At 70.0% G+C, this 21,222-nt stretch carries 18 protein-coding genes; 9 read left to right on the top strand and 9 right to left on the bottom strand.

Translation table 11 applies throughout. The features are described from left to right. Window positions 1-52 precede the first annotated feature (52 nt). A complete protein-coding gene (locus tag V5F53_RS04365; RefSeq protein ID WP_393998572.1) occupies window positions 53-757 on the bottom strand; it encodes a class I SAM-dependent methyltransferase in 705 nt (234 codons plus the stop codon). 110 nt (window positions 758-867) lie between these two features. Further along, window positions 868-1,533 (bottom strand): TetR/AcrR family transcriptional regulator, encoded by a 666-nt coding sequence (locus V5F53_RS04360; RefSeq protein WP_393998573.1) that lies wholly within the window; start codon window positions 1,531-1,533, stop codon window positions 868-870. 454 nt (window positions 1,534-1,987) lie between these two features. Here V5F53_RS04360 and V5F53_RS04355 point away from each other — a divergent pair, with 454 nt between their 5' ends. Beyond that, on the top strand, window positions 1,988-3,751 hold the full coding sequence (locus V5F53_RS04355; protein WP_393998574.1) for an acyl-CoA dehydrogenase: 1,764 nt from the start codon (window positions 1,988-1,990) through the stop codon (window positions 3,749-3,751). A 46-nt stretch (window positions 3,752-3,797) separates the two neighbouring features. Continuing rightward, window positions 3,798-5,450, top strand: coding sequence for a long-chain-fatty-acid--CoA ligase (locus tag V5F53_RS04350; RefSeq protein WP_393998575.1), 1,653 nt, complete (start codon window positions 3,798-3,800; stop codon window positions 5,448-5,450). 132 nt (window positions 5,451-5,582) lie between these two features. Here the strand turns inward: V5F53_RS04350 and V5F53_RS04345 are convergent, their stop codons facing one another. Beyond that, window positions 5,583-6,998: a hypothetical protein gene (locus tag V5F53_RS04345; protein ID WP_393998576.1), complete on the bottom strand. Its 1,416-nt coding sequence runs from the start codon at window positions 6,996-6,998 to the stop codon at window positions 5,583-5,585. Between the two features lie 218 nt (window positions 6,999-7,216). Here V5F53_RS04345 and V5F53_RS04340 point away from each other — a divergent pair, with 218 nt between their 5' ends. After that, window positions 7,217-9,718: a hypothetical protein gene (locus V5F53_RS04340; protein ID WP_393998577.1), complete on the top strand. Its 2,502-nt coding sequence runs from the start codon at window positions 7,217-7,219 to the stop codon at window positions 9,716-9,718. Between the two features lie 4 nt (window positions 9,719-9,722). Here V5F53_RS04340 and yidD read toward each other — a convergent pair whose 3' ends face one another. Next, window positions 9,723-10,112 (bottom strand): membrane protein insertion efficiency factor YidD, encoded by a 390-nt coding sequence (gene yidD / locus V5F53_RS04335; protein WP_393998578.1) that lies wholly within the window; start codon window positions 10,110-10,112, stop codon window positions 9,723-9,725. 11 nt (window positions 10,113-10,123) lie between these two features. Then, window positions 10,124-10,582, bottom strand: a complete 459-nt coding sequence (locus V5F53_RS04330) for an iron-sulfur cluster assembly scaffold protein (RefSeq protein ID WP_393998579.1) — start codon at window positions 10,580-10,582, stop codon at window positions 10,124-10,126. Window positions 10,583-10,946: 364 nt separating this feature from the next. Here V5F53_RS04330 and folE point away from each other — a divergent pair, with 364 nt between their 5' ends. The 4 genes from folE (at window position 10,947) to V5F53_RS04310 (ending at window position 14,190) form a co-directional block, all read left to right on the top strand. Beyond that, window positions 10,947-11,663: a GTP cyclohydrolase I FolE gene (gene folE / locus V5F53_RS04325; protein ID WP_393998580.1), complete on the top strand. Its 717-nt coding sequence runs from the start codon at window positions 10,947-10,949 to the stop codon at window positions 11,661-11,663. Between the two features lie 72 nt (window positions 11,664-11,735). Next, the gene (gene hisI, locus V5F53_RS04320; protein ID WP_393998581.1) at window positions 11,736-12,212 is read left to right on the top strand and encodes a phosphoribosyl-AMP cyclohydrolase; all 477 of its coding nucleotides are present in this window, start codon (window positions 11,736-11,738) and stop codon (window positions 12,210-12,212) included. 200 nt (window positions 12,213-12,412) lie between these two features. Further along, window positions 12,413-13,513, top strand: coding sequence for a patatin-like phospholipase family protein (locus tag V5F53_RS04315; RefSeq protein ID WP_393998582.1), 1,101 nt, complete (start codon window positions 12,413-12,415; stop codon window positions 13,511-13,513). 68 nt (window positions 13,514-13,581) lie between these two features. Continuing rightward, window positions 13,582-14,190 carry a flavin reductase family protein gene (locus V5F53_RS04310; RefSeq protein ID WP_393998583.1) on the top strand — a complete coding sequence of 203 codons (609 nt, stop codon included), beginning with the start codon at window positions 13,582-13,584 and terminating at the stop codon, window positions 14,188-14,190. A gap of 20 nt (window positions 14,191-14,210) precedes the next feature. Here V5F53_RS04310 and V5F53_RS04305 read toward each other — a convergent pair whose 3' ends face one another. From V5F53_RS04305 to V5F53_RS04295, 3 genes are read right to left on the bottom strand one after another with little or no spacing between them, the layout of a single operon-like run. Beyond that, window positions 14,211-15,302, bottom strand: coding sequence for an alginate O-acetyltransferase AlgX-related protein (locus V5F53_RS04305; RefSeq protein WP_393998584.1), 1,092 nt, complete (start codon window positions 15,300-15,302; stop codon window positions 14,211-14,213). Between the two features lie 13 nt (window positions 15,303-15,315). Then, window positions 15,316-16,734, bottom strand: a complete 1,419-nt coding sequence (locus V5F53_RS04300) for an MBOAT family O-acyltransferase (RefSeq protein WP_393998585.1) — start codon at window positions 16,732-16,734, stop codon at window positions 15,316-15,318. Between the two features lie 24 nt (window positions 16,735-16,758). After that, a complete protein-coding gene (locus V5F53_RS04295) occupies window positions 16,759-17,541 on the bottom strand; it encodes an NAD kinase (RefSeq protein WP_393998610.1) in 783 nt (260 codons plus the stop codon). Window positions 17,542-17,672: 131 nt separating this feature from the next. Between V5F53_RS04295 and cutA the strand changes: the two genes are divergently transcribed. Next, entirely contained in the window at window positions 17,673-17,999 is a 327-nt protein-coding gene (gene cutA, locus V5F53_RS04290) for a divalent-cation tolerance protein CutA (protein WP_393998586.1), read from the top strand. Between the two features lie 67 nt (window positions 18,000-18,066). Beyond that, a complete protein-coding gene (locus tag V5F53_RS04285) occupies window positions 18,067-20,067 on the top strand; it encodes an autotransporter family protein (RefSeq protein WP_393998587.1) in 2,001 nt (666 codons plus the stop codon). Window positions 20,068-20,085: 18 nt separating this feature from the next. On the opposite strand, the gene V5F53_RS04280 is transcribed toward V5F53_RS04285, so the two are convergent. Beyond that, window positions 20,086-21,087: an MBL fold metallo-hydrolase gene (locus V5F53_RS04280; protein ID WP_393998588.1), complete on the bottom strand. Its 1,002-nt coding sequence runs from the start codon at window positions 21,085-21,087 to the stop codon at window positions 20,086-20,088. Window positions 21,088-21,222 lie beyond the last annotated feature (135 nt).

The following is a 21,222-nucleotide window of genomic DNA, read 5'->3' as shown; positions in this document are numbered from 1 at the left end:
AGCCGTGCGATGCCGGCGGTTCAGGAGGGAACCGCCGGGGCCTGGAGCAGGGTCAGTCGCCGCGCTTGATGAAATGGCAAAGCGAGCCTTCGGCGTGCCGATAGTGCCCGCCGAGCTTGTAGGGCGACACCACCACGCTGACCTCGTGGCTTTCGATGAAATCGATGGCGGCGTCCTGGCTCTGGATGCCGAAATAGCTGTCGTGCAGCACCACATGGCCACCGATGCGCACCTTGTCCCACCAATTGTTCAAATCGGCGCTGCAGCCGGCATAGCTGTGGTCACCGTCCACGTAGAGAAGGTCGGCCTCCCCCACCTGCGGATACTTGGTGGCCTGGGAGTCGCCGACGATCAGGTTCACGTTCTGCCCGGCCCCGAGGCCCGAAAGCAGCCCCGACAGACGTGCGTCGTCCTGCGGGGCGATGTCGACGGAGTGAATCGGCACATCCCCGTTGGCCAGGGCGAAAATCAGCACCGATCCGCCGTTGAACCGTCCGGTTTCGATGATGCCCGCCTTGGCGCGCCGCGCGAGCATGTAGAGATACTCGATCTCCCACGGCTCCTGGCGGATGAACTCGCGCGGAATCAGCTGCTTGTCTGGAAGCTTGTAGGGCACGCGCCGGTCGACGGCGGCGATCCACTTGCGCAGCGATTGGAGCGGTCGCGCGGGGTTGAACTGAATGAGGTGCTTGGTTCGGCTCGCCGCTTTCAGTTGCGTCAAATGCCGATCGTGGGTCTTCAGATTCTCGATTTCCATGATGCCGCCCTCAAGTCCGATGGAAACGGACGCGGCCTTGGTACCTGCAACCTCAGATTTCGGCACCAATAATCTACTAAATCAACAGACTCATATCATTTAGGTATGATTCAACCACCCGCGCCAGGGCGCGCGGCCACCGCCGTTTCATGGCGGAAGATCGCCACGATCTGTCGACCGATCTCTGCCGGCGACAACCGCCCCGGCCGGTACCAGAGTCCGACATTGTTGAGCAGCGTCAGCAACAGCAGGCGATAGACGCCGCGATCGATCCCCTCCGCCAGCGGCAGGTCATCCACCAGGGTCACGAAGATCTGCTCGAAGGCATCGCGCTTGGCGATCAGGCTCTCCTGGACATGGCGGGGGACAGCCAGGAAGTCGTTCATCAACGGCATGGTGATGGACTGGGGATCGAGCTGGATGCCCAGCATGGTGACGCAGGCGGCCTCCAGCCGCGCCCATGGGTCGCTTTCCTGGTCTATGGCGGCGCGGATGCGATCTTCCGACACCTGCAGCGCGGTGTCGTGGATCTTGATGAACAAGAGCTCCTTCGACTTGATGTAATGGTACAAGGAGCCGCCGAGCAGGCCCACCCGCTCGCCGATGTCCCGCACGGAGGTGGCGGCATAGCCGCGCTCCGCGAACAGGCTCGCGGCCGCCTCCAGGATGGCGCGATAGCGCTCGCTGATCTCTCCGGCGAACAGGTCTCCGCCCACCCCGCCAGGTACTGCCGCCGCTGCTCCCTCAGCCTTGTTCGCCGGCGTCGTGTCGCTCACCACATACCTCTCGATGCGCCCGTCGGCCGCGCCGCCGTGGCCCGGACCCATTCCGCGCCCGCCGCGGTCCGGCCATGCCCTCCCTTACCCCGCCGCACCGCCGTCGCAAACACCCGCCGGTCGACCATCGATGACGGGAAGAAAGGCCGCACCGCGCGCAGAGGGTGCGTCACGGCCACGCGCTTCGCCCTCTTGCCGACTGTAACAATCGTTTGATACAGAACACCAGAGCGGAGACGATCTGACGTGGCTCCAGTCCTGGCAGCGCCGAGCGCATGTATCGGCAACCCTTCGTGGCGCGGGCCGCAATGGCCCGACGCCCCCGTGGCGAGGCACGCCCCTTCTGTCCCAGGCGCGCGGGAGCGCGTCCGCCGGTCGCCGGGCCCGCTCCCCGCGCCCATCCGCGCCGCCGGACATCGGCGCTTCAATCTTTTCGAAGGCAGAGGACCCACCCATGGCCGCTTATGTGCCCCCCGTCGATGACGTCGCCTTCCTGCTGCGGCACGTCTTCGATTTCGACCACGCCATGGCCGGCCTGCCGGGCTTCGAGGATGTCAATTCGGACCTCGCCGTCAGCGTGCTGGAGGAAGGCGGCAAGTTCTGCGCCGGCGTGCTGGAGCCTCTCAACCGCCCCGGAGACGAGCAGGGCTGCACCCTCGCCGACGGCCGCGTGACCACCCCGAAGGGCGTCGCCGAGGCCTATCGCGCGTTCGTCGAGGCCGGCTGGTGCAGCCTTTCGGGCGATCCTGAATATGGCGGTCAGGGCCTGCCGCGGGTACTCCAGATCCTGCTCGACGAGATGCTGTCGTCGGCGAACCTGTCCTTCGGCCTGTTCCCCGGCCTCACCCGTGGCGCCGTGGAGGCCATCGGCCATCACGCCAGCGCCGCCCTGAAGGCCACCTACCTGCCGAAGATGATCTCCGGCGAATGGACCGGCGCCATGGCCCTCACCGAGGCCAATGCCGGCACCGACCTCGGCCTGCTCACCACCCGCGCGGTGCCCAACGGCGACGGCTCCTACGCCATCACCGGCACCAAGATCTTCATTTCGTCCGGCGACCAGGATTTCGGCGGCAACGTCATCCACCTGGTGCTCGCCCGCCTGCCGGACGCTCCGAAAGGGGTGAAGGGCATCAGCCTGTTCCTCGCCCCCAAGTTCCTGGTGGGCGCGGACGGCGGCCTTGGCGCCCGCAACGGCCTTTCGGTCGGTGCGCTGGAGCACAAGATGGGCATCCACGCCCAGCCCACCTGCGTCATGAATTATGACGGCGCCACTGGCTGGCTGGTGGGCGAGCCCGGGCGCGGGCTGAACGCCATGTTCACCATGATGAATGCCGAGCGCCTGTTCGTGGGCATCCAGGGCCTCGGCATCGCCGAGGCGGCGAACCAGAAGGCCGTCGCCTATGCCCGCGAGCGGCTGCAGGGGCACGGCGCCGATGGCACCCCCGGCCCGGTCGCCATCCTCTCCCATCCCGACGTGCGCAAGATGCTGCTCACGGGCCGCGCCTTCGCCGAGGCCGCCCGCGCGCTGGCGGTGTGGACGGCGCTGCAGATGGACATCGCCGCCCGCCACCCGGACGCCGAGACCCGGCGTGTGGCCGACGCCCTGGTGGCGCTGCTGACCCCGGTGGTGAAGGCCGCCTTCACCGATTTCGGCTTCGAGACGGCGGTCGCCTCCCAGCAGGTGCTGGGCGGGCACGGCTACATCCGCGAATGGGGCATGGAACAATATGTCCGCGATGCCCGGATCGCCCAGATCTACGAGGGCACCAACGGCGTCCAGGCCATGGACCTCGTGGGCCGCAAGCTCGCCCTGGAGGGCGGGGCAGCCGTGGCGCGCTTCTTCGCCCTGGTCCGCGCCGACCTCGACGCCGCGCGGCCGGCGGCGGGCGCGGCGCTCGTGACCCCGGTGGCCGATGCCCTCGCGCGGCTGGAAGCCGCCACCGCCCGCCTTGCGGCGGCCGGCGGCGCGGTGGAAGCAGGCGCTGCCGCCACCGACTACCTGCGCCTGTTCGCCCTGGTCTCGTTCGGCTGGATGTGGGCGCGCATGGTCGCCGCCGCCCAGGCCCTGGGGGAGGACGCAAGCCCGGTCGCCCGCCGCAAGGCGGCGCTGGCCCGGGTGTTCGTGGAACGGACGCTGCCGCAGACCCTGGCCCTGGACGCCGCCCTCGCCCACGGCGCACCCTCGCTGATGGCGCTGCCCGCCGACGCCTTCTGAACGCCGACGCCGACGCCCAACACAACACACGTCAACGGAGGAAACGATGCTTGGAACGATGATGGACGTGCCGCTGCTGCTCTCCTCGATCCTGCGGCACGCGGAAGCCTACCACGCCGACGGGGAGGTGGTTTCCGCGACCGTGGAAGGCGGCCTCCACCGCTACACCTACGGCGCGCTGTCCGCCCGCAGCCAGAAGCTCGCCAACGCCCTCGCCCGGCTCGGCCTCGCGCCCGGCGAGCGGGTGGGCACCCTGGCCTGGAACGGCTACCGGCACATGGAGCTGTACTACGGTGTCTCCGGCTCCGGCCTGGTCTGCCACACCATCAACCCGCGCCTGTTCCGCGAGCAGATTGCCTTCATCATCGCCCATGCCGAAGACAGCGCGCTGTTCTTCGACCTCACCTTCCTGCCCATCGTCGAGGAGCTGGCCGACCAGCTCAAGGGGCTGAAGGCCATCGTGGCCATGACGGACGAGGCGCACATGCCGCAGTCTGCCGCTTTGCCCGATCTCATCTGCTACGAAACCCTCATCGCCGGCGAGCCGGACCACTTCGACTGGCCCACCTTCGACGAAAACACCGCCTCCGGCCTGTGCTACACGTCCGGCACCACCGGCGACCCCAAGGGCGTGCTCTACTCCCACCGTTCGTGCGTGCTGCACGCCATGGCCATCGCCATGCCGGACAGCCTCGGCCTGTCGGCGGCGGACGTGATCGCCCCCATCGTGCCCATGTTCCATGTGAACGCCTGGGGCCTGCCGTTCGCGGCGCCCATGGTGGGCGCGAAACTGGTGCTGCCGGGGGCGCATCTCGATGGCGCCAGCCTGCACGCTTTGTTCGAGGGCGAGGGCGTCAGCTTCACCGCCGGCGTGCCCACCGTCTGGCTGGGCCTGCTCGACTGGATGGACACCCACGGCCGGACCTTCTCCGCCCTCAAGCGGGTGGTGATCGGCGGCTCGGCCACCCCGCCGATCATGATCAGCCGGTTCCACAACATGGGGGTGAAGGTGCGCCATGCCTGGGGCATGACCGAAACCAGCCCGGTGGGCCTGTCCGCCGCCCTCAAGCCGAAGCACGAGGCGCTCGACCCCGAGGCCCGCATGGCCCTGGAATGCAAGCAGGGCCGCCCGCTGTTCGGCATGGAATTCCGCGTCGCCGGCGTTGACGGCAAGGCCGTGCCCCGCGATGGCAAGAGCTTCGGGGCCATGCTGGTGCGCGGCCCGTGGGTGGCCGGGGCCTATTTCAACACGCCCCGCAGCCCCGCCCATGAAGAAGAGCCCGGCTGGTTCAACACCGGCGACGTGGTGACCCAGGACGCCGACGGCTTCATCCAGATCGTCGACCGCACCAAAGACGTGGTGAAATCGGGCGGGGAATGGATCTCCTCCATCGACCTGGAGAACATCGCCCAGGCCCATCCCGCCATCCAGGAGGCGGCCATCGTGGCCAAGCCCGACGCCCGCTGGGGCGAGCGGCCGGTGCTGGTGGCGGTGCTAAAGCCCGGCGCCACCTTCAGCCGCGCCGACATGCGCGCCCATTACGAGGGCAAGATCTCCAAATGGAGCATTCCGGACGACGTGGTGGTGGTGCCGGAGCTGCCCCACACCGCCACCGGCAAGCTCTCCAAGAAGGCGGTCAGGGCCATCATCCTCGAACAGCTTGCCGAGCGCGGCCCCGACGACGCCATCGCCAGCTGACCCCGGTTCGTCGCGCCACCTCCGGCAGGGCGGGGCGCCGTGCCGAGGCCCGCCGCCCCCGCAGCGGCGGCCCCGGGCGGCCCCGGGCGGCGCGCAAGGCCCCCGGGCGGCGCGCGTGCCGCCCGGGGGCCGTCAGCCCAGGCTCGCCACCAGCGGCAGGTCGGCCCCGGGCAGGCGGAAGCGTTCCGCCACCAGGCGTGCCATCATGTTCGTGTCGGGATTGTCGGCGCTGTAGGGGCCATGCGGCTCGCCGATGTCCCACAGCAGCGAATACAGCCAGATGCCACCGGCCTTGAGGCGGATGGCCGCGTTGATGAAATCGAGGCACTCGGTCAACGAGCGCTTCACGTCCCCGTGCCACGGCGGGCCGGACCGCAGCCCCAGGAACACCGACGCGTCGGGGAAATGGTACTGATAAGCCTGCAGCGCCCGCACCGGGTCGTAGCCGGGCTTCTCGTCGAACGACATGATGTTGATGCTGTCGATGGCGGCCCGGGCCTTGGGATCGCGCGCCACCGCCGCGACATAGCCGTGGTTCCAGCCCACCGGAATTTGCTGCGCGAACGGGCCGAAATAGGCGCCGGTGTTGTAGGCGTCGATGGCGAGGCGATAGCGGGGCCGCGGGAAGCGGTCTCGGAACGCCTTGATGACGCGCACGAACTCCCCGTCCGTGTAGCACCACACCTCGTTGTTCGCCTTGACCACGCAGTGCTTGTTCGAATCCATGGACGAGGACACGCACTCATAGTCCACGCTGATGTCGCGGATGCCCATCTGGTCCGCGAACACCCGCAGCGCCCTCACATGGCCGGAGGTCATGCCGGCCCAGCCGTCGCGGTCATAGGGCTCGAAGCCGAGCGGGCCGCCCTGCTGCACGCCCAGGGCGATGCGGATGTCGGGCCGGCGCAGCCGCAGCAGGTCAAGCGCGTTCTTGAGCTGGTGCCCGGTGCCCCAGAACTGCAGGCCGGTGGTTTCGAAGACGTTGTCGTCGAGCCCGCGATAGGTCGCCTGCGGCCGGGCGAAACAGAGCGTCACGGTGGAGACATAGGGCGGCAGGTTGGTGAGGTAGAAGCGCTCGGGATAGGCGGGGTCGGGCTTTTCGAACCAGGAATCCCAATGCACATGGAATTCCTGTCCCGCCGGTTCCGCCGTGGCCACCTTGCCGGAGAGGGACAGCGACACCGCGCCCCGGGCGCTGGCCGACAGGCGCCCCGAAACGATATCCACCACCTTGCCATAGGCGAGGCTGCGCGCGTCCAGCACCAGGTCGGAGCCCACATTGCCGGTGAGCACCAGCCCGCCGTCGCCCGAGGCCAGCCGGAAGGTGTCGGGCACGCCGCTCTGTCGCACGGTGCCGAACCAGGGGTCGGCGACCTGCTGGGCCACGCCCGCGCCGGCCTCGAACGGCTGCAGCGGCAGCCGCACCCGCGCGAGCAGCGGCGCGCCGGCCGATGCCGGGCCGATCAGGTCCATGGTGCCGAGGGCGAGGCTCGCCGCCGCCGAGGCGGCATCCGTAACCGGCCCGCCGCTGATCACCGAAATCGTCACGCCAGCCCCTCCGGCGTCCGCGCGCGACCGGCGGCGGACAGGCCGGAAGCATAGGCAGCCCCCGCCGCATGCGGCAAGCGGCCTGCGCGCACGGTGCCCAGAAGCCCGCCCCGCCCGGGCCGCAGATGGTTCCGAACTCGCCCTGCGCGGGCAAAGGTGGTAGTGTTCCCGCGTTCATCCAGCGTGTGTGCGGGGGCGCACGAAAGGCACGCTCGACCATGGCCCATATCGATCCGCCTCTGCCGCGCCGGACCGTTCCGGGGCAGGTCCGCGTTTCGCCGCCGGACGGCCTGCCGCCGCCCGGAAAGCCCCTTGCCGCGCGCCTCTGGTCGCGGGTGCTCGACATGGGCCTGGTGCTCTGGGTGGTGCGGATTCCGCTCGCCAGCCTGGTCCTCGGCCTGCTGCTGATGCTGGCGGTCACTCAGGCTCAGGATACACTGGTGGATGTCGCCATGTCCGGCGCACCGCTGGCGCAGGCGGCCGGCCTGTCCCAGGCGATCCTCGGCCTGCTCGCCGCCACCTTCGTGCTCTGGGCGATTCCGCTGCATTATGCCGCCCGCCTGCTGCTGGAAACCGACGACGGCATCGCCGCCCTGCGCCGCCGTCGCGCAGCCGAGACCACGCCCCGCGGCAGCACCGACCGCTGGACCAGCTTCATCCTGCGCCAGACCCCACGGCTGCTTGGTGCCCTCACCTTCGCCGCCTTCGCCATCGGCGCCGTGGCGGCCGTGGCGAACCTGCCGACCCTGGTGGATGCCCAGGTGGCGCGCGCGGCGCGGGCGCAACTCCAGCTCATCGCATGGGTGATGCTGGCGGCGGTTCCCGTCTTCTTCGCCTATGCGGCGCTGCGCGGCCGGCTGATCCGCATCGGCCCGTTCCAGGCGGCGGACGCGGCCGTGGGCCGGGCCTGCGCGGGTCTGTTCCGCGCGCTGGGCATCACCGCGCGCGCCGACGACCCGAGCGGCGAGCTTCATGCCACGGGCCGGCTGCTGCTGCTCGCCTACGCTCTGGGCGTCGTCGCCATCCTCGTGGCCAATCCGCTGTGGCTGGCAGGCCAGCTCCCGCTGGCGCTGGCGGTGCCGCTCATCTTCGGCGGCTGGGTGCCGATCCTGTCCTATCTCGCCTCCATCGGCCGGCGCTGGCGCTTTCCCTTCGTCACCGCGCTGCTGCTGCTGGGCGCCGCCGGCGTCTACCTCATCGGCGACAATCATCGGGTGCGGACCCTCACCGCCACCGCGCCGTCCTATCAGCGCACCACCATCGACACCGCCGCCTTCCTGTGGATGCGCGCCAACGGCTGCGCGGAAGCGCCGGCCACCTGCCCGCGCCCGATCATCGTGGCCGCCGCCGGCGGGGCGAGCCGCGCCGGCTTCTTCACCGCCAGCGTCATCGGCCATTTCCTCGATTTCGCGCGACACGCGGACGGCTTCACCCTGACCCGCGCGGACGGCTCCAAGCTGGTGCGTGGCGCCTGGGACGATGCCCGCATCAGCCCGCAGGCCGCCCAGGCGCTGGCGAACGTGGATATTGCCACCCGCATCTTCGCCATTTCCGGCGTCTCGGGCGGCGCTTATGGCGCGGCGGCGACGGCGGCGGCGCTCGAGGCCCGCGCCAGCGGGGCGCCACCCTGCGCGGCGGGTCCCGCGCCCCAGTGGTTCGGCGGCCGTGTGACCACCTGGCAGGACTGCCTGGAAAGCCTGACCAGCGGCGACTATCTCACCGCCGCCTTCTTCGGCCTCGCCTTCCACGACCAGGTCCAGGCCTTCCTGGAGGATCGCGCCGCGCTGCTGGAACAATCCTGGGAGCGGCGCTTCGCCGAGGTCGTCACGCCGCCCGATGCGGCGATGGCGCGGCGCATGGCGGCCCCGTTCCTGGCGAAGGAGCGCGATCCCAGCCATTGGGTGCCGTTCCTGGTGCTCAACGGCACCTCGGTGGAAACCGGCCAGCGGATCGTCACCACCGACCTGCAGCCCACCTATTCCACCCGCCGGCCCTGCCCTAGCGGCGGCGCACGGTCCGAATGCCCGCTGTTCACCCACGCCATCGACTTTCACGGACTGGTGCGGGCGGACCTGGATGTCCGCCTCTCCACCGCCGCGCTCAATTCGGCACGGTTCCCGGTGATCTCCCCGCCCGGCTCCATCTACCAGGTGGAGAAGGACGTCGTGGACCGCATCGTCGACGGCGGCTATTTCGAGAACTTCGGCGCCGCCAGCGCCCTGGAGCTGGCCCAGGCCCTGGTGGACGTGGCGCCACAGCTCGCGCCTTTCATCCTCGTCATCTCCAACGATCCTGGCAGCACCTTGACCGAGGAGCGCACGGCGCGCGCGGTGGTGGTGCCCGACGCCGCCGAGCACGTGTGGTTCTCCGAGGCGACGAGCCCCATCGGCGCCATCGGCACGGTGCGCAGCGGACGCGGGCGGCTCGCGGTGGCCGAGGCCGGGCGGTGGCTGGAAGAACGCTTCGGCACAGGGTGCCGCAGCAACCTCGCCCACATCAAGGTCTGGCCGGAGGCCTTGGACGGCACCTGCCCGGTGGGCGTGGCGACGCCGAAGGCCATCCGCGACGTCTCCATGAGCTGGTGGCTGTCGAAGCCGGTGCAGATGAACCTGCGCGAGCAGCTGGAGCACACCGGCGACCGCTGCAACAACGACGCCGCCGTCGCCGCCGTCTGGCAAGCCCTGGCGACGCCGTCCTCCGCCTGCCTGGCCGGGCGCTGAAGCCTCAGCGCTCCGAGGGCCCGCCCGGCGCCTCGGCGGGCTGGCGCCACTGTCCGTAGCGCCATGGCGCGTACCAGCGCCCCGCCGCCGGCAGTTCCGCCGGCACCGGATCGAAGCCGTGGCCGCCCCACGGATGGCAGCGGCAGACGCGGGCGGTGGCCATGAACAGGCCCGGCCACGCGCCATGCCGCTCCAGCGCCTCGTCGGCATAGGCCGAGCACGTCGGCAAATAGCGGCATTGCCGGCCCATGAAGGCCGACAGGGTGTAGCGATAGAACAGCACCGGCCCGCGCAGCAGCAGACGCGGCACCCGCCCGAGCCGGCGCGCAAGCCGGCGGCCGGCGCTCTCCGGCCGCGACCAGGGCAGGTCGGACAAGGGATCGGCGGGACGCATGATCGGCCCGCCTAACGCGCGGCATCGGCCGCCTGGGCGGCGCGCGCGGCCTCGATCTGGGCGATGCAGTCTACCACCGCGTCGAAGGTCAGCAGGGTGGAGGCGTGACGCGCCTTGTAGTCGCGGATCGGCTCCAGCACCTTGAAGTCGTCGAAGGCGCCGTCGGGCGGCGGGCCATTCTCCTTCAGCATCCGCGACACCCGCTCGCGCAGCGCCCGCAGGTCCGCCGCCCTGGCGCCGATCACATGGCGCGCCATGAGCGAGGAAGAGGCCTGCCCGAGCGCGCAGGCGCGCACCTCATGGGCGAAATCGGTCACGATGTCGCCGTCCATGGCGAGGTCCACCACCACCGTCGAGCCGCACAGGCGCGAATGGGCCTTGGCCGTCGCCTGCGGCGCCGCAAGCCGGCCGAGGCGGGGAATCTCGGCGGCCAGCGCCAGGATGCGCGCGTTGTAGATGTCGTTGATCATGGGCAGGAACCCGCCGGCGGCGCCGGCCTTGAACGAAAACGTGATCCCCCGCGCGGCGCCGGGCCCCGCGAACGACCATTCCCCGTCATATATAGCGCTGTGTGGGGCGCAGGTAAGGCCCCGCCGCCTTCGCTTCGCCGCCCCGCGCGCCGCTCTTGCGCGCGGGCGTCGGTGGCAGCATGATGGAGCTTGGCCTGGAGGCGCTCATTGAAGCGTTCCAGCCTCTTGGGTACGGACGGCAAGGCCACCGCCGCAAGGCGGGGCGCGGATGGGGAAGGCACCCGCGCATGCGTAGCCGACGACCGGTGACACTCTCGCCAGTTTCGCCATGCGCGACGGCGGGTCGAACGGAGTTGTGTACGTCATGGACGCGGTTGTGAAATTGTTCAAGGCGCAGGCGGAGCATGAAGAACGCCAGCGTCAGGCCCATAAGAAATCCCGCAAGGCGGCCGAGGACGGCCAGCCCACCCCCCGAGTGGAGTTCCCCCCCCTGTCCGACGGCAGCCCCCGCCCCTCGCGGGCGGACGCGGAAGCGGCCGTGCGCACCCTGCTCGCCTACATGGGCGAGGACCCCGCGCGCGAGGGCCTGCTCGACACGCCCAAGCGCGTCATCAAGGCTTATGACGAGCTGTTTTCCGGCTATCGCGAGGGGGGCGACGAGAGCCTGGACCGCACCTTCGGGGAGATCGGCACCTTCGACGACATGGTGCTGGTGCGCGACATCCCCTTCCATTCCCACTGCGAGCACCACATGGTGCCGTTCTACGGCAAGGCGCACGTCGCCTATTTCCCGGTGGAGCGGGTGGTGGGCCTCTCCAAGATCGCGCGGGTGGTGGACACCTTCGCCCGCCGGCTCCAGACCCAGGAGCACCTGACCTCGCAGATCGTCACCACCCTGGACGAGGGCCTGCGCCCGCGCGGCGTGGCGGTGATGATCGAGGCCGAGCACATGTGCATGTCCATGCGCGGCATCACCAAGGCGGGGGTCTCCACCCTCACCAGCCAGTTCACCGGCGTCTTCCGCGACGATCCGGCCGAGCAGGTGCGCTTCATGACCATGGTGCGCGCCGGCAAGGCCTGAGCGTTCCCCATCGCCGGATCACCAACCCGGGCCGCTCCGAGAGGGGCGGCCCGATTGCTTGAAGAGCCCGAGATGACCACCTCCCCCGCGCCCTTCGCCGCCGCCGCCTCTGGCGCGGCGCTGGAGGAGGGCACCGCCCTCACCCCGCGTTTCGATGCCCATGGCCTCATCACCTGCGTGGCCGTGGACGCGGCCACCGGCGACGTGCTGATGCTCGCCCACATGAATGCCGAGGCGCTGGCGCTCACCATCGCCACCGGCGAGGCGCATTACTTCAGCCGCTCACGCGGCAAGCTCTGGAAGAAGGGCGAAAGCTCCGGCCACACCCAGAAGGTGCTGGAGATGCGCGTGGACTGCGACCAGGACGCGGTCATCATCAAGGTGGAGATGGGCGGCACCGGCGCCGCCTGCCATACCGGCCGGCGCTCCTGCTTCTACCGCACGGTGCCGCTCGGCGCCGCCCCGGGCCCCGACACCCGGCTTGGCTTCACCGGCGACACCCCGCGCTTCGATCCCGCCGCCGTCTACGGCAAGCCCCACGATCACTGAGGCGGGGCGCCCTCTGCCGCTGACGCGCCCGGCTTTTTCGCCGCGCCCGGCGGGGCGCGGCCGGCCACGCCAGGGCCACGCCCCGGACACTCGCCCGTAGCATTCTTCTGCCAAGAACAAGATGCGCGGAACCACCGCGCGGGTGGGGGCATTGCTACTGCACAGTACGCGTTCGGCGACGGACGCAGGGCGAGGCCAGCATGTTTCATCCCTTCCATCGGCGCACCGAAGCGCCGCTCGGTCCTTCCGAGACCAGCCCCAACGCCATCGGCGACCCCATGGGGTCCGCAGACGGGCGCCGCCCCGATCTCGACGCCGCGCCCGCGCATCCCGCCACCCGCGCCACACGGCCGGCGCTCGGCCTGGCCCTCGGCGGCGGCGCGGCGCGCGGCTTCGCCCATATCGGCATCCTGCGCGTGCTGGAAAAGAACGGCCTGTCCCCCGGCGTCGTCACCGGCACCTCCATCGGCGCGGTGGTCGGCGGGCTCTGGGCCTGCGGCAAGCTCGATGCCCTGGAGGACTGGGCGCTGGGGCTCAACAAGCGCCGGGTGCTCGGCATGCTCGACCTCGCCCTGGGCGGCGCCGGTCTCATCGGCGGCAAGAAGCTGGTGGACCTCATGCGCCAGAACGTGGGCGACCTGCCCATCGAGGATCTGCCCGTGGTGTTCGGGGCGATCGCCACGGAACTCGGCACCGGCCACGAGATCTGGCTGACCCGCGGCGACTTCGTGGAGGCGTTGCGCGCGTCCTATGCGCTGCCCGGCATCTTCACGCCGGTGAACGTGGGCGGGCGCTGGCTGATGGACGGGGCGCTGGTGAATCCGGTTCCGGTCTCCCCGGCGCGGGCGCTCGGGGCGCGCCTGGTGCTGGCGGTGAACCTTAATTCCGAGGTGTTCGGCCGTGGCACCGTGGTGCACGACCATGGCGGCGTGGTGGGCCAGGTTGCGGATGTTGCCATTGCCGGCAAGCGCCGGAGCCTCATGTCCCGCCTCTCCCCCGAGCGGCTGCGCCGCCAGTTCTTCGCCGCGCCGGCGGACGACGGGCCGCGCGGCCTGTCCACGGTGATGATCGACGCCTTCAACATCACCCAGGACCGCATCGCCCGCTCGCGCCTCGCTGGCGACCCGCCGGACCTGACACTGGCACCGAAGCTGGGCGGCATCGGCCTGTTCGATTTCCAGCGCGCCCGCGAGGCCATCGCCGCTGGCGCCGAGGCGGCGGAGCGGGGCCTGGAGGACATCGCCGCCGCCGTGGCGGCGCTCAAGCCGCCGTCTTCCCCTCCGGGGCCGAACCGGGGGTGACGCGCCCGGCGAAGGGGGCTATCGATTCCCTTCCCCGGCCACGCCGCCCCCTCGGAAGATCCGCCCGCATGTTCTACGAGCCCGCGAAGAAGAACCACGGACTGCCCCACGCGCCACTGAAGGCCATCGTCTCGCCCCGTCCCATCGGCTGGATCTCCTCGCTGGCCGCCGACGGAACCGCGAATCTTGCCCCCTACTCCTTCTTCAACCTGGTGAGCGAGGCGCCGCCGCTGGTCATGTTCTCCTCCATCGGCCGCAAGGACAGCGTCGCGAACATCGAGGCCACTGGCGCCTTCGTCTGCAACCTTGCGACCCTGGACCTGATCGACGCGGTCAACCTCACCTCCGCGCCGCTGCCGGCGAGCGCGAGCGAGTTCGTCGCCTTCGACATCGCCACCGCGCCATCGCGCCTGGTGGAGCCGCCGCGGGTGGCGGCCAGCCCCTGCGCGCTGGAATGCCTCTATGTGGAAACCATCCGCCTGCGCGGCCGGGATGGGCAGGAGAGCGACACCTATATGGTCATCGGCGAGATCGTCGGCGTGCATATCGATGACGACGCGCTGGTGGATGGGCGCGTGGACATCGCCCGCCTGCATGTGCTCGCCCGCTGCGGCTACATGGACTACGCGCCGGTGGACCGGCTGGTGGAACGCGCGCGCCCGACGGCGCCCCGCTGAGCCCGGCTCAGAGGGATGGCTCAGGGCTTGGCCGGCAGGCAGGGCATGCCGCGCTCGGTGGGCGCGTAGATGAGGATGTCCGGCTTGAAGCGCTCCACATCGGCGAAGTCGAAGCGGCAGCGGCGGTGGTGGATCCACGCATAGGCCGAGGCGCGGGAGGCGAGCAGGCCCTTCCAATAGCCCTGGGTGAAGGAATCGCCGATCACCATGATGCGCGGGCCGGCGTGCCCGGTCGTGAAGACCTGCGGCACGAACGGATCGCGCGGCCCCACCGGGGCGATCACCCCGGTCAAGGGCGAAAGCCCTGGCTGCGCCGCCATGGGTCCCTTGATCCGATAGCCCACATCCGGCTTTTCCGGCCGCGTCATGCCGGCCATGCGCACCAGGTCGCCCTCGGTGCGCGCCACCTGTTCGCCGATTGCCTCGGCCGGGTCCACTTCCAGGTCCGGCCGGCCCACCGCCCGCATGGCCGCGTTGAACGCGATCAGGGCGCCGCGCTCGTTCCAGTGGGTGTCGATGCGCAGATAGACCGGGCCCTCGGCCTTGGCGTCAATGAGCAGTGGCCGCAGGTCCACGAACGGAACGCCCCGCGCCTTGAGGTCCTGCGCCAGCAGGTCGGCCTCGGTGGGCGCGCGCTTGAGCTTGCGGGCGTAGGCCGGCAGCAGCTCGAAATTCACCGTCTGCGAATTGGGCGGGGAGATCATCACGAACCGCCCGCCGGAGGCCTGCATCATCCTGTCGAGGCGCGCCGCCACATCCGCCGCCGCCGCCACCGCCTGCGGCCGCAGCACCTGACCCAGCGACTGTTCCAGCGCCTGATCCTCCTTGAGGAACAAGGCGCCGTCCTCGCCCTTCAGCACCCGGCTCTTACCGGAGCCGATCCAGCGCCCGTACTGGCCATGGGCGGCCAGCACCGCGCCGCGGAACCCGAAGACGTTGTTGATGTAGGGGTCGAGCCGGGTGGCGGCCTTGGTCCACCAGCGCGCTTCCGGCGCGGCGACCGAACGCAGCGGCGCCGGCAGGTCCGGCGTGAAGAACCCGATGGTGGGCAGGCACAGCACCGCCACCACGAAAATGGCCCAGAACCGCCGGAATTTCATCAGCAGGGGCATGGCCGTTTCCCCCTCAGAACCGGAAATAAAGGAAGGGGCTGTAGGCCGCTGCCCCCACCGAGAGCACGCACAGGATGAACAGCGCCGCCGTCACCGCCGTGTCGGCCACGCCGTAGAGCGCGAGGCGGACCCGCTCGGGCAGCATCCGCCCGCCGGGGCGCGGCAGGCCGAACATGGCGAGCGGCCATCCCAGGATCATCACCACGATGGTCGCCATCTGCAGCTCCGAGGACAGGGCCGCCGACAGCTCCCCCACCCCGTTGAACCCGGCAAGCCCGCTGAACATGGACAGCGCCAGCGGCAGGCTGTCGGCCCGGAACCAGACCCAGCCGGTGAGCACCACCGCCAGCGTATAGGCGTGGGCCACCGGCCGCGGCGCCCGGCGCAGCAGCTCGCCGAAGCGGGTGCGCTCCAGCACCAGGAACGAGCCGTGGTGCACGCCCCAGATGACGAAGTTCCAGCTCGCCCCATGCCACAGCCCGCACAGCAGGAACACGGTCCACAAATTCATGGCCGTGTGCATGTGGCCGAGCCGGTTGCCGCCGAGAGGAATGTAGACATAGTCGCGGAACCAGCTCGACAGGCTCATGTGCCAGCGGCGCCAGAAATCGCCGATGGACAAGGCGCCGTACGGCAAATTGAAGTTGCGCGGGAACTTCAACCCCATGGCCAGGGCGAGGCCGATGGCCATGTTGGAATAGCCGCCGAAGTCGAAATAGATCTGCAGCGCGTAGGCGACGACGCCCAGCCACGCTTCCTGGAGATTCGGGACGGCGGTCTGGTCGAACACCACCGCCACCACCGGCGCCACCTCGTCGGCGATCAGCACCTTCCACGACAGGCCGATGATGAAGATGCGCAGGCCCGCCGATACCCGCCCGAGGGTGGTGCGCCGGGCATGGATGCGCCGGGCGATGGTGGAATAGCGCACGATGGGGCCGGCCACCAGCTGCGGGAACATGGTGATGTAAACCGCGATCTCCTCCAGCCGCACGTTCGCCTTAACCCGGCGCCGGTAGACGTCCACCAGGTAGGAGATGGCGTGGAAGGTGAAGAAGGAGATGCCGAGGGGCAGGCTGGGATGGATCACCGGCACCGCCAGCCCGAACGGCGCCAGCGCGACATTGAGGTTCTCGGCCAGGAAGCCGAGATATTTGAAGCCGATGAGACCGGCCAGATTGGCCGCCACCGCCCATCCCAACGCCTTCAGGCGCCGCCCGTCCGGCTGCGCGTCGATGCCGCGCGCGAACAGATAGTTGGCGACGATGGAGAGGCCCAGCACGACGACGTTGGCGAGCCCGCCCCATGCATAGAAGACCAGGGAGAAGACCAGCAGGACGAGATTGCGCGCCTTGAGGCCCCTGATGCTGAAATAGCAGATCAGGAACGCCGGAAGGAAATAATAAAGGAAGGTGACGGAGGAAAAAACCATGACGCGCCGCGATCAAGGAGAGGCCTAATACACGAACTGCTCGCGCAGGATGCGCTCTTCCAGTCCGTGATCGGGATCGAACAGCATGTCGATGGAGGACGATGTGTCGAGCCGGGCGGTGACGGCGACAATGTCGCGCACCTCGAAATGGTCCGCCGCGGCGCTCACCGGGCGCTTGTCCGCCTCCATCACGGCGATGTCGATGCGGGCCTTGTCCGGCACCAGCGCCCCGCGCCAGCGGCGGGGGCGGAAGGGCGAGATGGGGGTGATGGCGAGCAGCGCCGTGCCCAGCGGCAGGATCGGCCCATGGGCCGAGAGGTTATAGGCGGTGGAGCCGGCCGGGGTGGCGATGATGATGCCGTCGCAGATGAGCTGGTCGAGCCGCACCCTGCCGTCGATGGACACCCTGAGCTTGGCCGCCTGATAGGTCTGGCGCAGCAGCGACACCTCGTTGATGGCCGGCGCCTTGTGGCGGGTGCCGTTGCGGTCCATCGCCTCCATCATCAGCGGATGGATCTTCACATGCAGCGCCGCCGCGAGCCGCTCCGGCAGATCGTCCTCGCGGAAGGTGTTCATGAGGAAGCCGACCGAGCCGCGATGCATGCCATAGATGGGCAGGCCGTGGTCGCGGAACCGATGCAGGGTCTGGAGCATCAGCCCGTCGCCGCCGAGGGCGACGATGACATCCGCCGCGTCCTCGGGCACCCCGCCGTAGCGATCGGACAGCCGCTGCCGCGCGGCCTCGGCCTCGGGCGTCTGGCTGGAAACGAAGGCGATCCGCGCCAGCGACGGAGAGGAAGTAGTCATCAGGACAGTCGCGCCCACCGATCCTAGCCGCCGCATCTGGGACAGCGCCCGGCCTTCGTAGCTTCCCGCGCCGGCCTTGTCGAGGTGGCGCGCGGGCGCCATTCTCGCCGGGCGCCGCCACAGGACCCGCCATGAGCCTTAAGATCGTCTACACCACCCTGCCCTCGGCCGCCGCCGCCGAGGACATCGCCCGCGCCCTGGTGGAGGCGCGCCTCGCCGCCTGCGGCAATATCCTGCCGGGCCATGTGTCGATCTATGAATGGGACGGCCGGCTGGAGCGGACGCAGGAGGCCGTTCTTCTGCTCAAGACCACCGCGGCGGCGGCGCCCGCCCTCATGGCCGCGCTCAAGGCCGCCCATCCCTACGAGGTGCCCGCCATCCTGCTGCTGCCGGTGGAGGCCGCCGACGCCGCGTTCGCGGCCTGGGTGGCAAGCCAGACGACGAGCGCGGCCAATTAGTGTCATTCTGGCGCCCCGGCCACCCCGACAGGTTCGGGACATCGCATCAGGGGGGAATCGGGCGGTCATGGGGAAGGACGTCTTCGGCGCTCGCGCGCGACGTGGAACGGGCCGGAGCGCGGGCCTCATCGCCGGCGCGCTCGCGACGGGGGCGCTGTGCGGGCCGGCGGCCGCGCAATCCCAGTGGGATGCCGTGATCTCGGGGTCGCACTGGTACGTCGGCGTGCCCAACATGCTGGCCTATGCCTCATCGAACACCAGCTTCGCCCAGCCGATCCCGGTGGGCGACCAGACCTTGTGGGCGCTTGGCACCTCCACCAACGGCGTCTTCACCGGATCGAGTTCCGCCGAGCTCGCCATCGGCCCGATCACAAGCCCCTCCTCCATGTCCATCTCGGGGGTGGTGACCCCATCGGGGCAGATCACCATGCTGTTCACCGACCCCTCCACCGGACTGACCACGGTCGGCCTCGGCATGATGCGGGAGATGAACGGCGTCACCACCATGGAGATGCAGATGATCACCGGCACCTCGCTGCTGGTGACCCACTGGGCCTACATGCTGCCCTACGACCCCGCCACCTTCACCCCGCCGGCGCCGCAGGTGGTGCCGAGCAATGCCTCGCCCCAGTGGGCCTGGACGCAGGGCACCCCCTGGCGGGTCACCAGCCCCACCCTGTTCGGCACCGCCGCACCGGGCCGCTTCATCATCACCGACTACAAGAGCGGCTATTTCTGGGGCCAGGGCGTAGCCCCCAACGGCTCCACCTTCACGCTGATCGGCTCCATCACCCCGGAGGGCAAGGTGCTTTACAGCACCCTGCCCGATGCCGACCCCAAGCTCACCACCCTCTACGGCGAGGTGACCGGCAGCGCCGAGGCGGCGGAGATGCTGCTGGGCGTCTATGATTCCTCGGGCACCATGACCGGCGAATTCGCATGGGCCTCTCTGGTCCAGCCCTATGCCCAGACGCTGCGCGCCACCGGCACGCCCGCACCCCTTGGCGCCGCCCGGGTGCTCTATGCCGTCGCCGGCACCCCGGCCGGCCTGTTCGGACCGCTGGCCCCGGCGATTGCGGCGCTGGATGCCTTCGAGGGGCCGGCCCTGTCGGCGGCCCTGAGCCAGACCCTGCCGCCCCTGGCCGGCTCCGCCGCCCGCGCCACCTACGACACCCAGCGCGGCCTGCGCCAGATCGTCTCCGACCGCCTCGCCACCCGCGGCGACACCGCCGATCCGGACCGGCCGGACGCCTGGCTGCAACCGTTCGGCGCGTTCGCGAGCCAGACCGCGCAGGCCGGCTACAGCGGCTTCAACGCCAGCGGCGGCGGCTTCGTTGCCGGCATCGACCGCCCGATCGGCGGCGATCTGGTCCTCGGCGGCATGGCGGCCTATTCGGACATGGCGCTGTCGGGCACCGCCGTGGGCGCGCCAAGCAGCCTGGGCCTGACGAGCTATGCCCTGGGCCTCTACGGCAGCTACGCGCCGCTGGCGAACCTCGCGCTCGATGTCGAGATCGACGGCGCCTTCAACGCCAATGCGGAAAGCCGGCTGGTGGGCCTCGCCGCCGCCACCGCCCGCGCCGATTACGACAGCTACACCTTTCACGCCGGCGCCGGCGTGCGGCCGACCCTGGCCGTCACCCCCGACCTGACCTTGCAGCCGGTGCTGCGGCTCGATTATGCGAGCGTCAGCGCGCAGGCCTACACCGAGAGCGGAGCCGGCGCGCTGAATCTGGCCGTAGACGGCCAGACCTATCAGGAACTGCTGGCGTCCGGCGCGCTTGGCGGCACCTACCGCCTGTCGGCGCCGCTGAGCCTCACCGCCCATGCGGGGGTTGGCTACAACCTCCTTGACACTGGAACGCGGGCCACCGCCGCCTTCCTGGGCGGCGGCACGCGCTTCGTCACGGCCGGAGCCGACCTTTCGCCCTGGCTCTTCACCGCCGGCGCAGGCCTCACGGCGGGCCGGACCGCCGGCCTCGACCTGCGCGTGGGATACGATCTGCAGGTGAGCCCGTCCGGCTTCCTCAACCAGATGGGCTCCCTCAGCCTGCGGATGAGCCTCTAGCCCGGCGGGCCAGAGCACTCACGGCACCGGGTTCCAGAACACCGGCACGTAGCGATAGCCCTCCCCCTCCTTGGCGACATTGGCCGCGCCGGGGAAGGGGAAGTGATAGCCGGCGACCTTGGTCCGGTCGGCGGACAGGCGGTCATAGGTGCGCTTGCGCACCTCGGCGGCCTTGGCGGGGTCCATGTCGAACATCACATGCCACGACGGATTGGCCACGAACAGGGCCGGAATGTTGGTGACGTCGGACTGGATGAACAGCGCGTCGTTGCCGGAAGCGAGCTGGAACGAGGTGTGCCCGGGCGTGTGGCCCGGCGTCCCCACGCTGGTCAGGCCGGGTGCGATCTCCTTGTCCCAGGCATAGCGCGTGACCTTGCCCTCGAACGGCTTGAATACCCGGCGCACATTCTGGAAGCTGCCCTTGAGGGCCTCCGGCGCGCGGCTTGCCTCACCCTCGTCGGTCCAGAACGCCCATTCCGCCTCCGGGACGAAGACTTCGGCCTTCGGGAAAGCCGGCGTGCCCTCTGCGGTGAGCAGGCCGTTGATATGATCGCCATGGAAATGGGAAATCACCACCTGGTCGATGCTGGCGGGATCCACGCCGATGGACGCCAGCGTGCCGCGCAAAAGGCCGACCGGGCCTTGCGACGGGCCATTGCCCGTATCCACCAGCACCCGCCGGCCTCCGGTCTCAAGCAGCAGCACGTTGAAGGGGATGGAAATCCGATCCGGCGGCAGGAACGCCGCCGCCAGCGCGCCGTTCACCGCGTCCTTGGGGGCGTTGCGCACGAAGCCGTCGGGCATGGGAAAGGTCCGCACGCCATCGCTGACCGCCGTCACCCCCACATCGCCGACCTTATAGCGATAGGCCACCGGCAACGGCACGGAGGCCGTCGGCGAAGGCGCCACGGCCGGGGCCGGGGCCTGGGCCGGCGCCAGGGTGCTGCTCATGGCCGTGCCCAGGAGGGCGGTGGCGCCGGCGGTGCCGGCGAGGACGGTGCGGCGCGACAGGTCGGTCATGGGCATCCTTGGTCACGATCACGGACTTGGCCCACACGGATCTGACCCGACGGGCGCGGAGAACGCCAGCCTAGCCGCCGCCATGCCGGAGGTCGATACCGCAAAGGAAAGGCGCCGCTCACATGCCTGCGAGCG

Source organism: Xanthobacter cornucopiae (genome assembly GCF_043195065.2).
Classification (GTDB): Bacteria; Pseudomonadota; Alphaproteobacteria; order Rhizobiales; family Xanthobacteraceae; genus Xanthobacter.
This window is presented reverse-complemented; position numbering and strand designations above follow the sequence as displayed.

Bases quoted from the DNA above. Each gene is read 5' to 3' on its own strand.
- folE (WP_393998580.1), top strand. From the start codon at position 10,947: ATGGACGCGGTTGTGAAATTGTTCAAGGCGCAGGCGGAGCATGAAGAA.
- V5F53_RS04340 (WP_393998577.1), top strand. From the start codon at position 7,217: ATGGCCCATATCGATCCGCCTCTGCCGCGCCGGACCGTTCCGGGGCAG.
- V5F53_RS04315 (WP_393998582.1), top strand. From the start codon at position 12,413: ATGTTTCATCCCTTCCATCGGCGCACCGAAGCGCCGCTCGGTCCTTCC.
- V5F53_RS04285 (WP_393998587.1), top strand. From the start codon at position 18,067: ATGGGGAAGGACGTCTTCGGCGCTCGCGCGCGACGTGGAACGGGCCGG.
- V5F53_RS04365 (WP_393998572.1), bottom strand. From the start codon at position 757: ATGGAAATCGAGAATCTGAAGACCCACGATCGGCATTTGACGCAACTG.
- V5F53_RS04310 (WP_393998583.1), top strand. From the start codon at position 13,582: ATGTTCTACGAGCCCGCGAAGAAGAACCACGGACTGCCCCACGCGCCA.
- V5F53_RS04305 (WP_393998584.1), bottom strand. From the start codon at position 15,302: ATGCCCCTGCTGATGAAATTCCGGCGGTTCTGGGCCATTTTCGTGGTG.
- V5F53_RS04300 (WP_393998585.1), bottom strand. From the start codon at position 16,734: ATGGTTTTTTCCTCCGTCACCTTCCTTTATTATTTCCTTCCGGCGTTC.
- V5F53_RS04350 (WP_393998575.1), top strand. From the start codon at position 3,798: ATGCTTGGAACGATGATGGACGTGCCGCTGCTGCTCTCCTCGATCCTG.
- V5F53_RS04295 (WP_393998610.1), bottom strand. From the start codon at position 17,541: ATGACTACTTCCTCTCCGTCGCTGGCGCGGATCGCCTTCGTTTCCAGC.
- V5F53_RS04355 (WP_393998574.1), top strand. From the start codon at position 1,988: ATGGCCGCTTATGTGCCCCCCGTCGATGACGTCGCCTTCCTGCTGCGG.
- V5F53_RS04280 (WP_393998588.1), bottom strand. From the start codon at position 21,087: ATGACCGACCTGTCGCGCCGCACCGTCCTCGCCGGCACCGCCGGCGCC.
- cutA (WP_393998586.1), top strand. From the start codon at position 17,673: ATGAGCCTTAAGATCGTCTACACCACCCTGCCCTCGGCCGCCGCCGCC.
- hisI (WP_393998581.1), top strand. From the start codon at position 11,736: ATGACCACCTCCCCCGCGCCCTTCGCCGCCGCCGCCTCTGGCGCGGCG.
- yidD (WP_393998578.1), bottom strand. From the start codon at position 10,112: ATGCGTCCCGCCGATCCCTTGTCCGACCTGCCCTGGTCGCGGCCGGAG.
- V5F53_RS04330 (WP_393998579.1), bottom strand. From the start codon at position 10,582: ATGATCAACGACATCTACAACGCGCGCATCCTGGCGCTGGCCGCCGAG.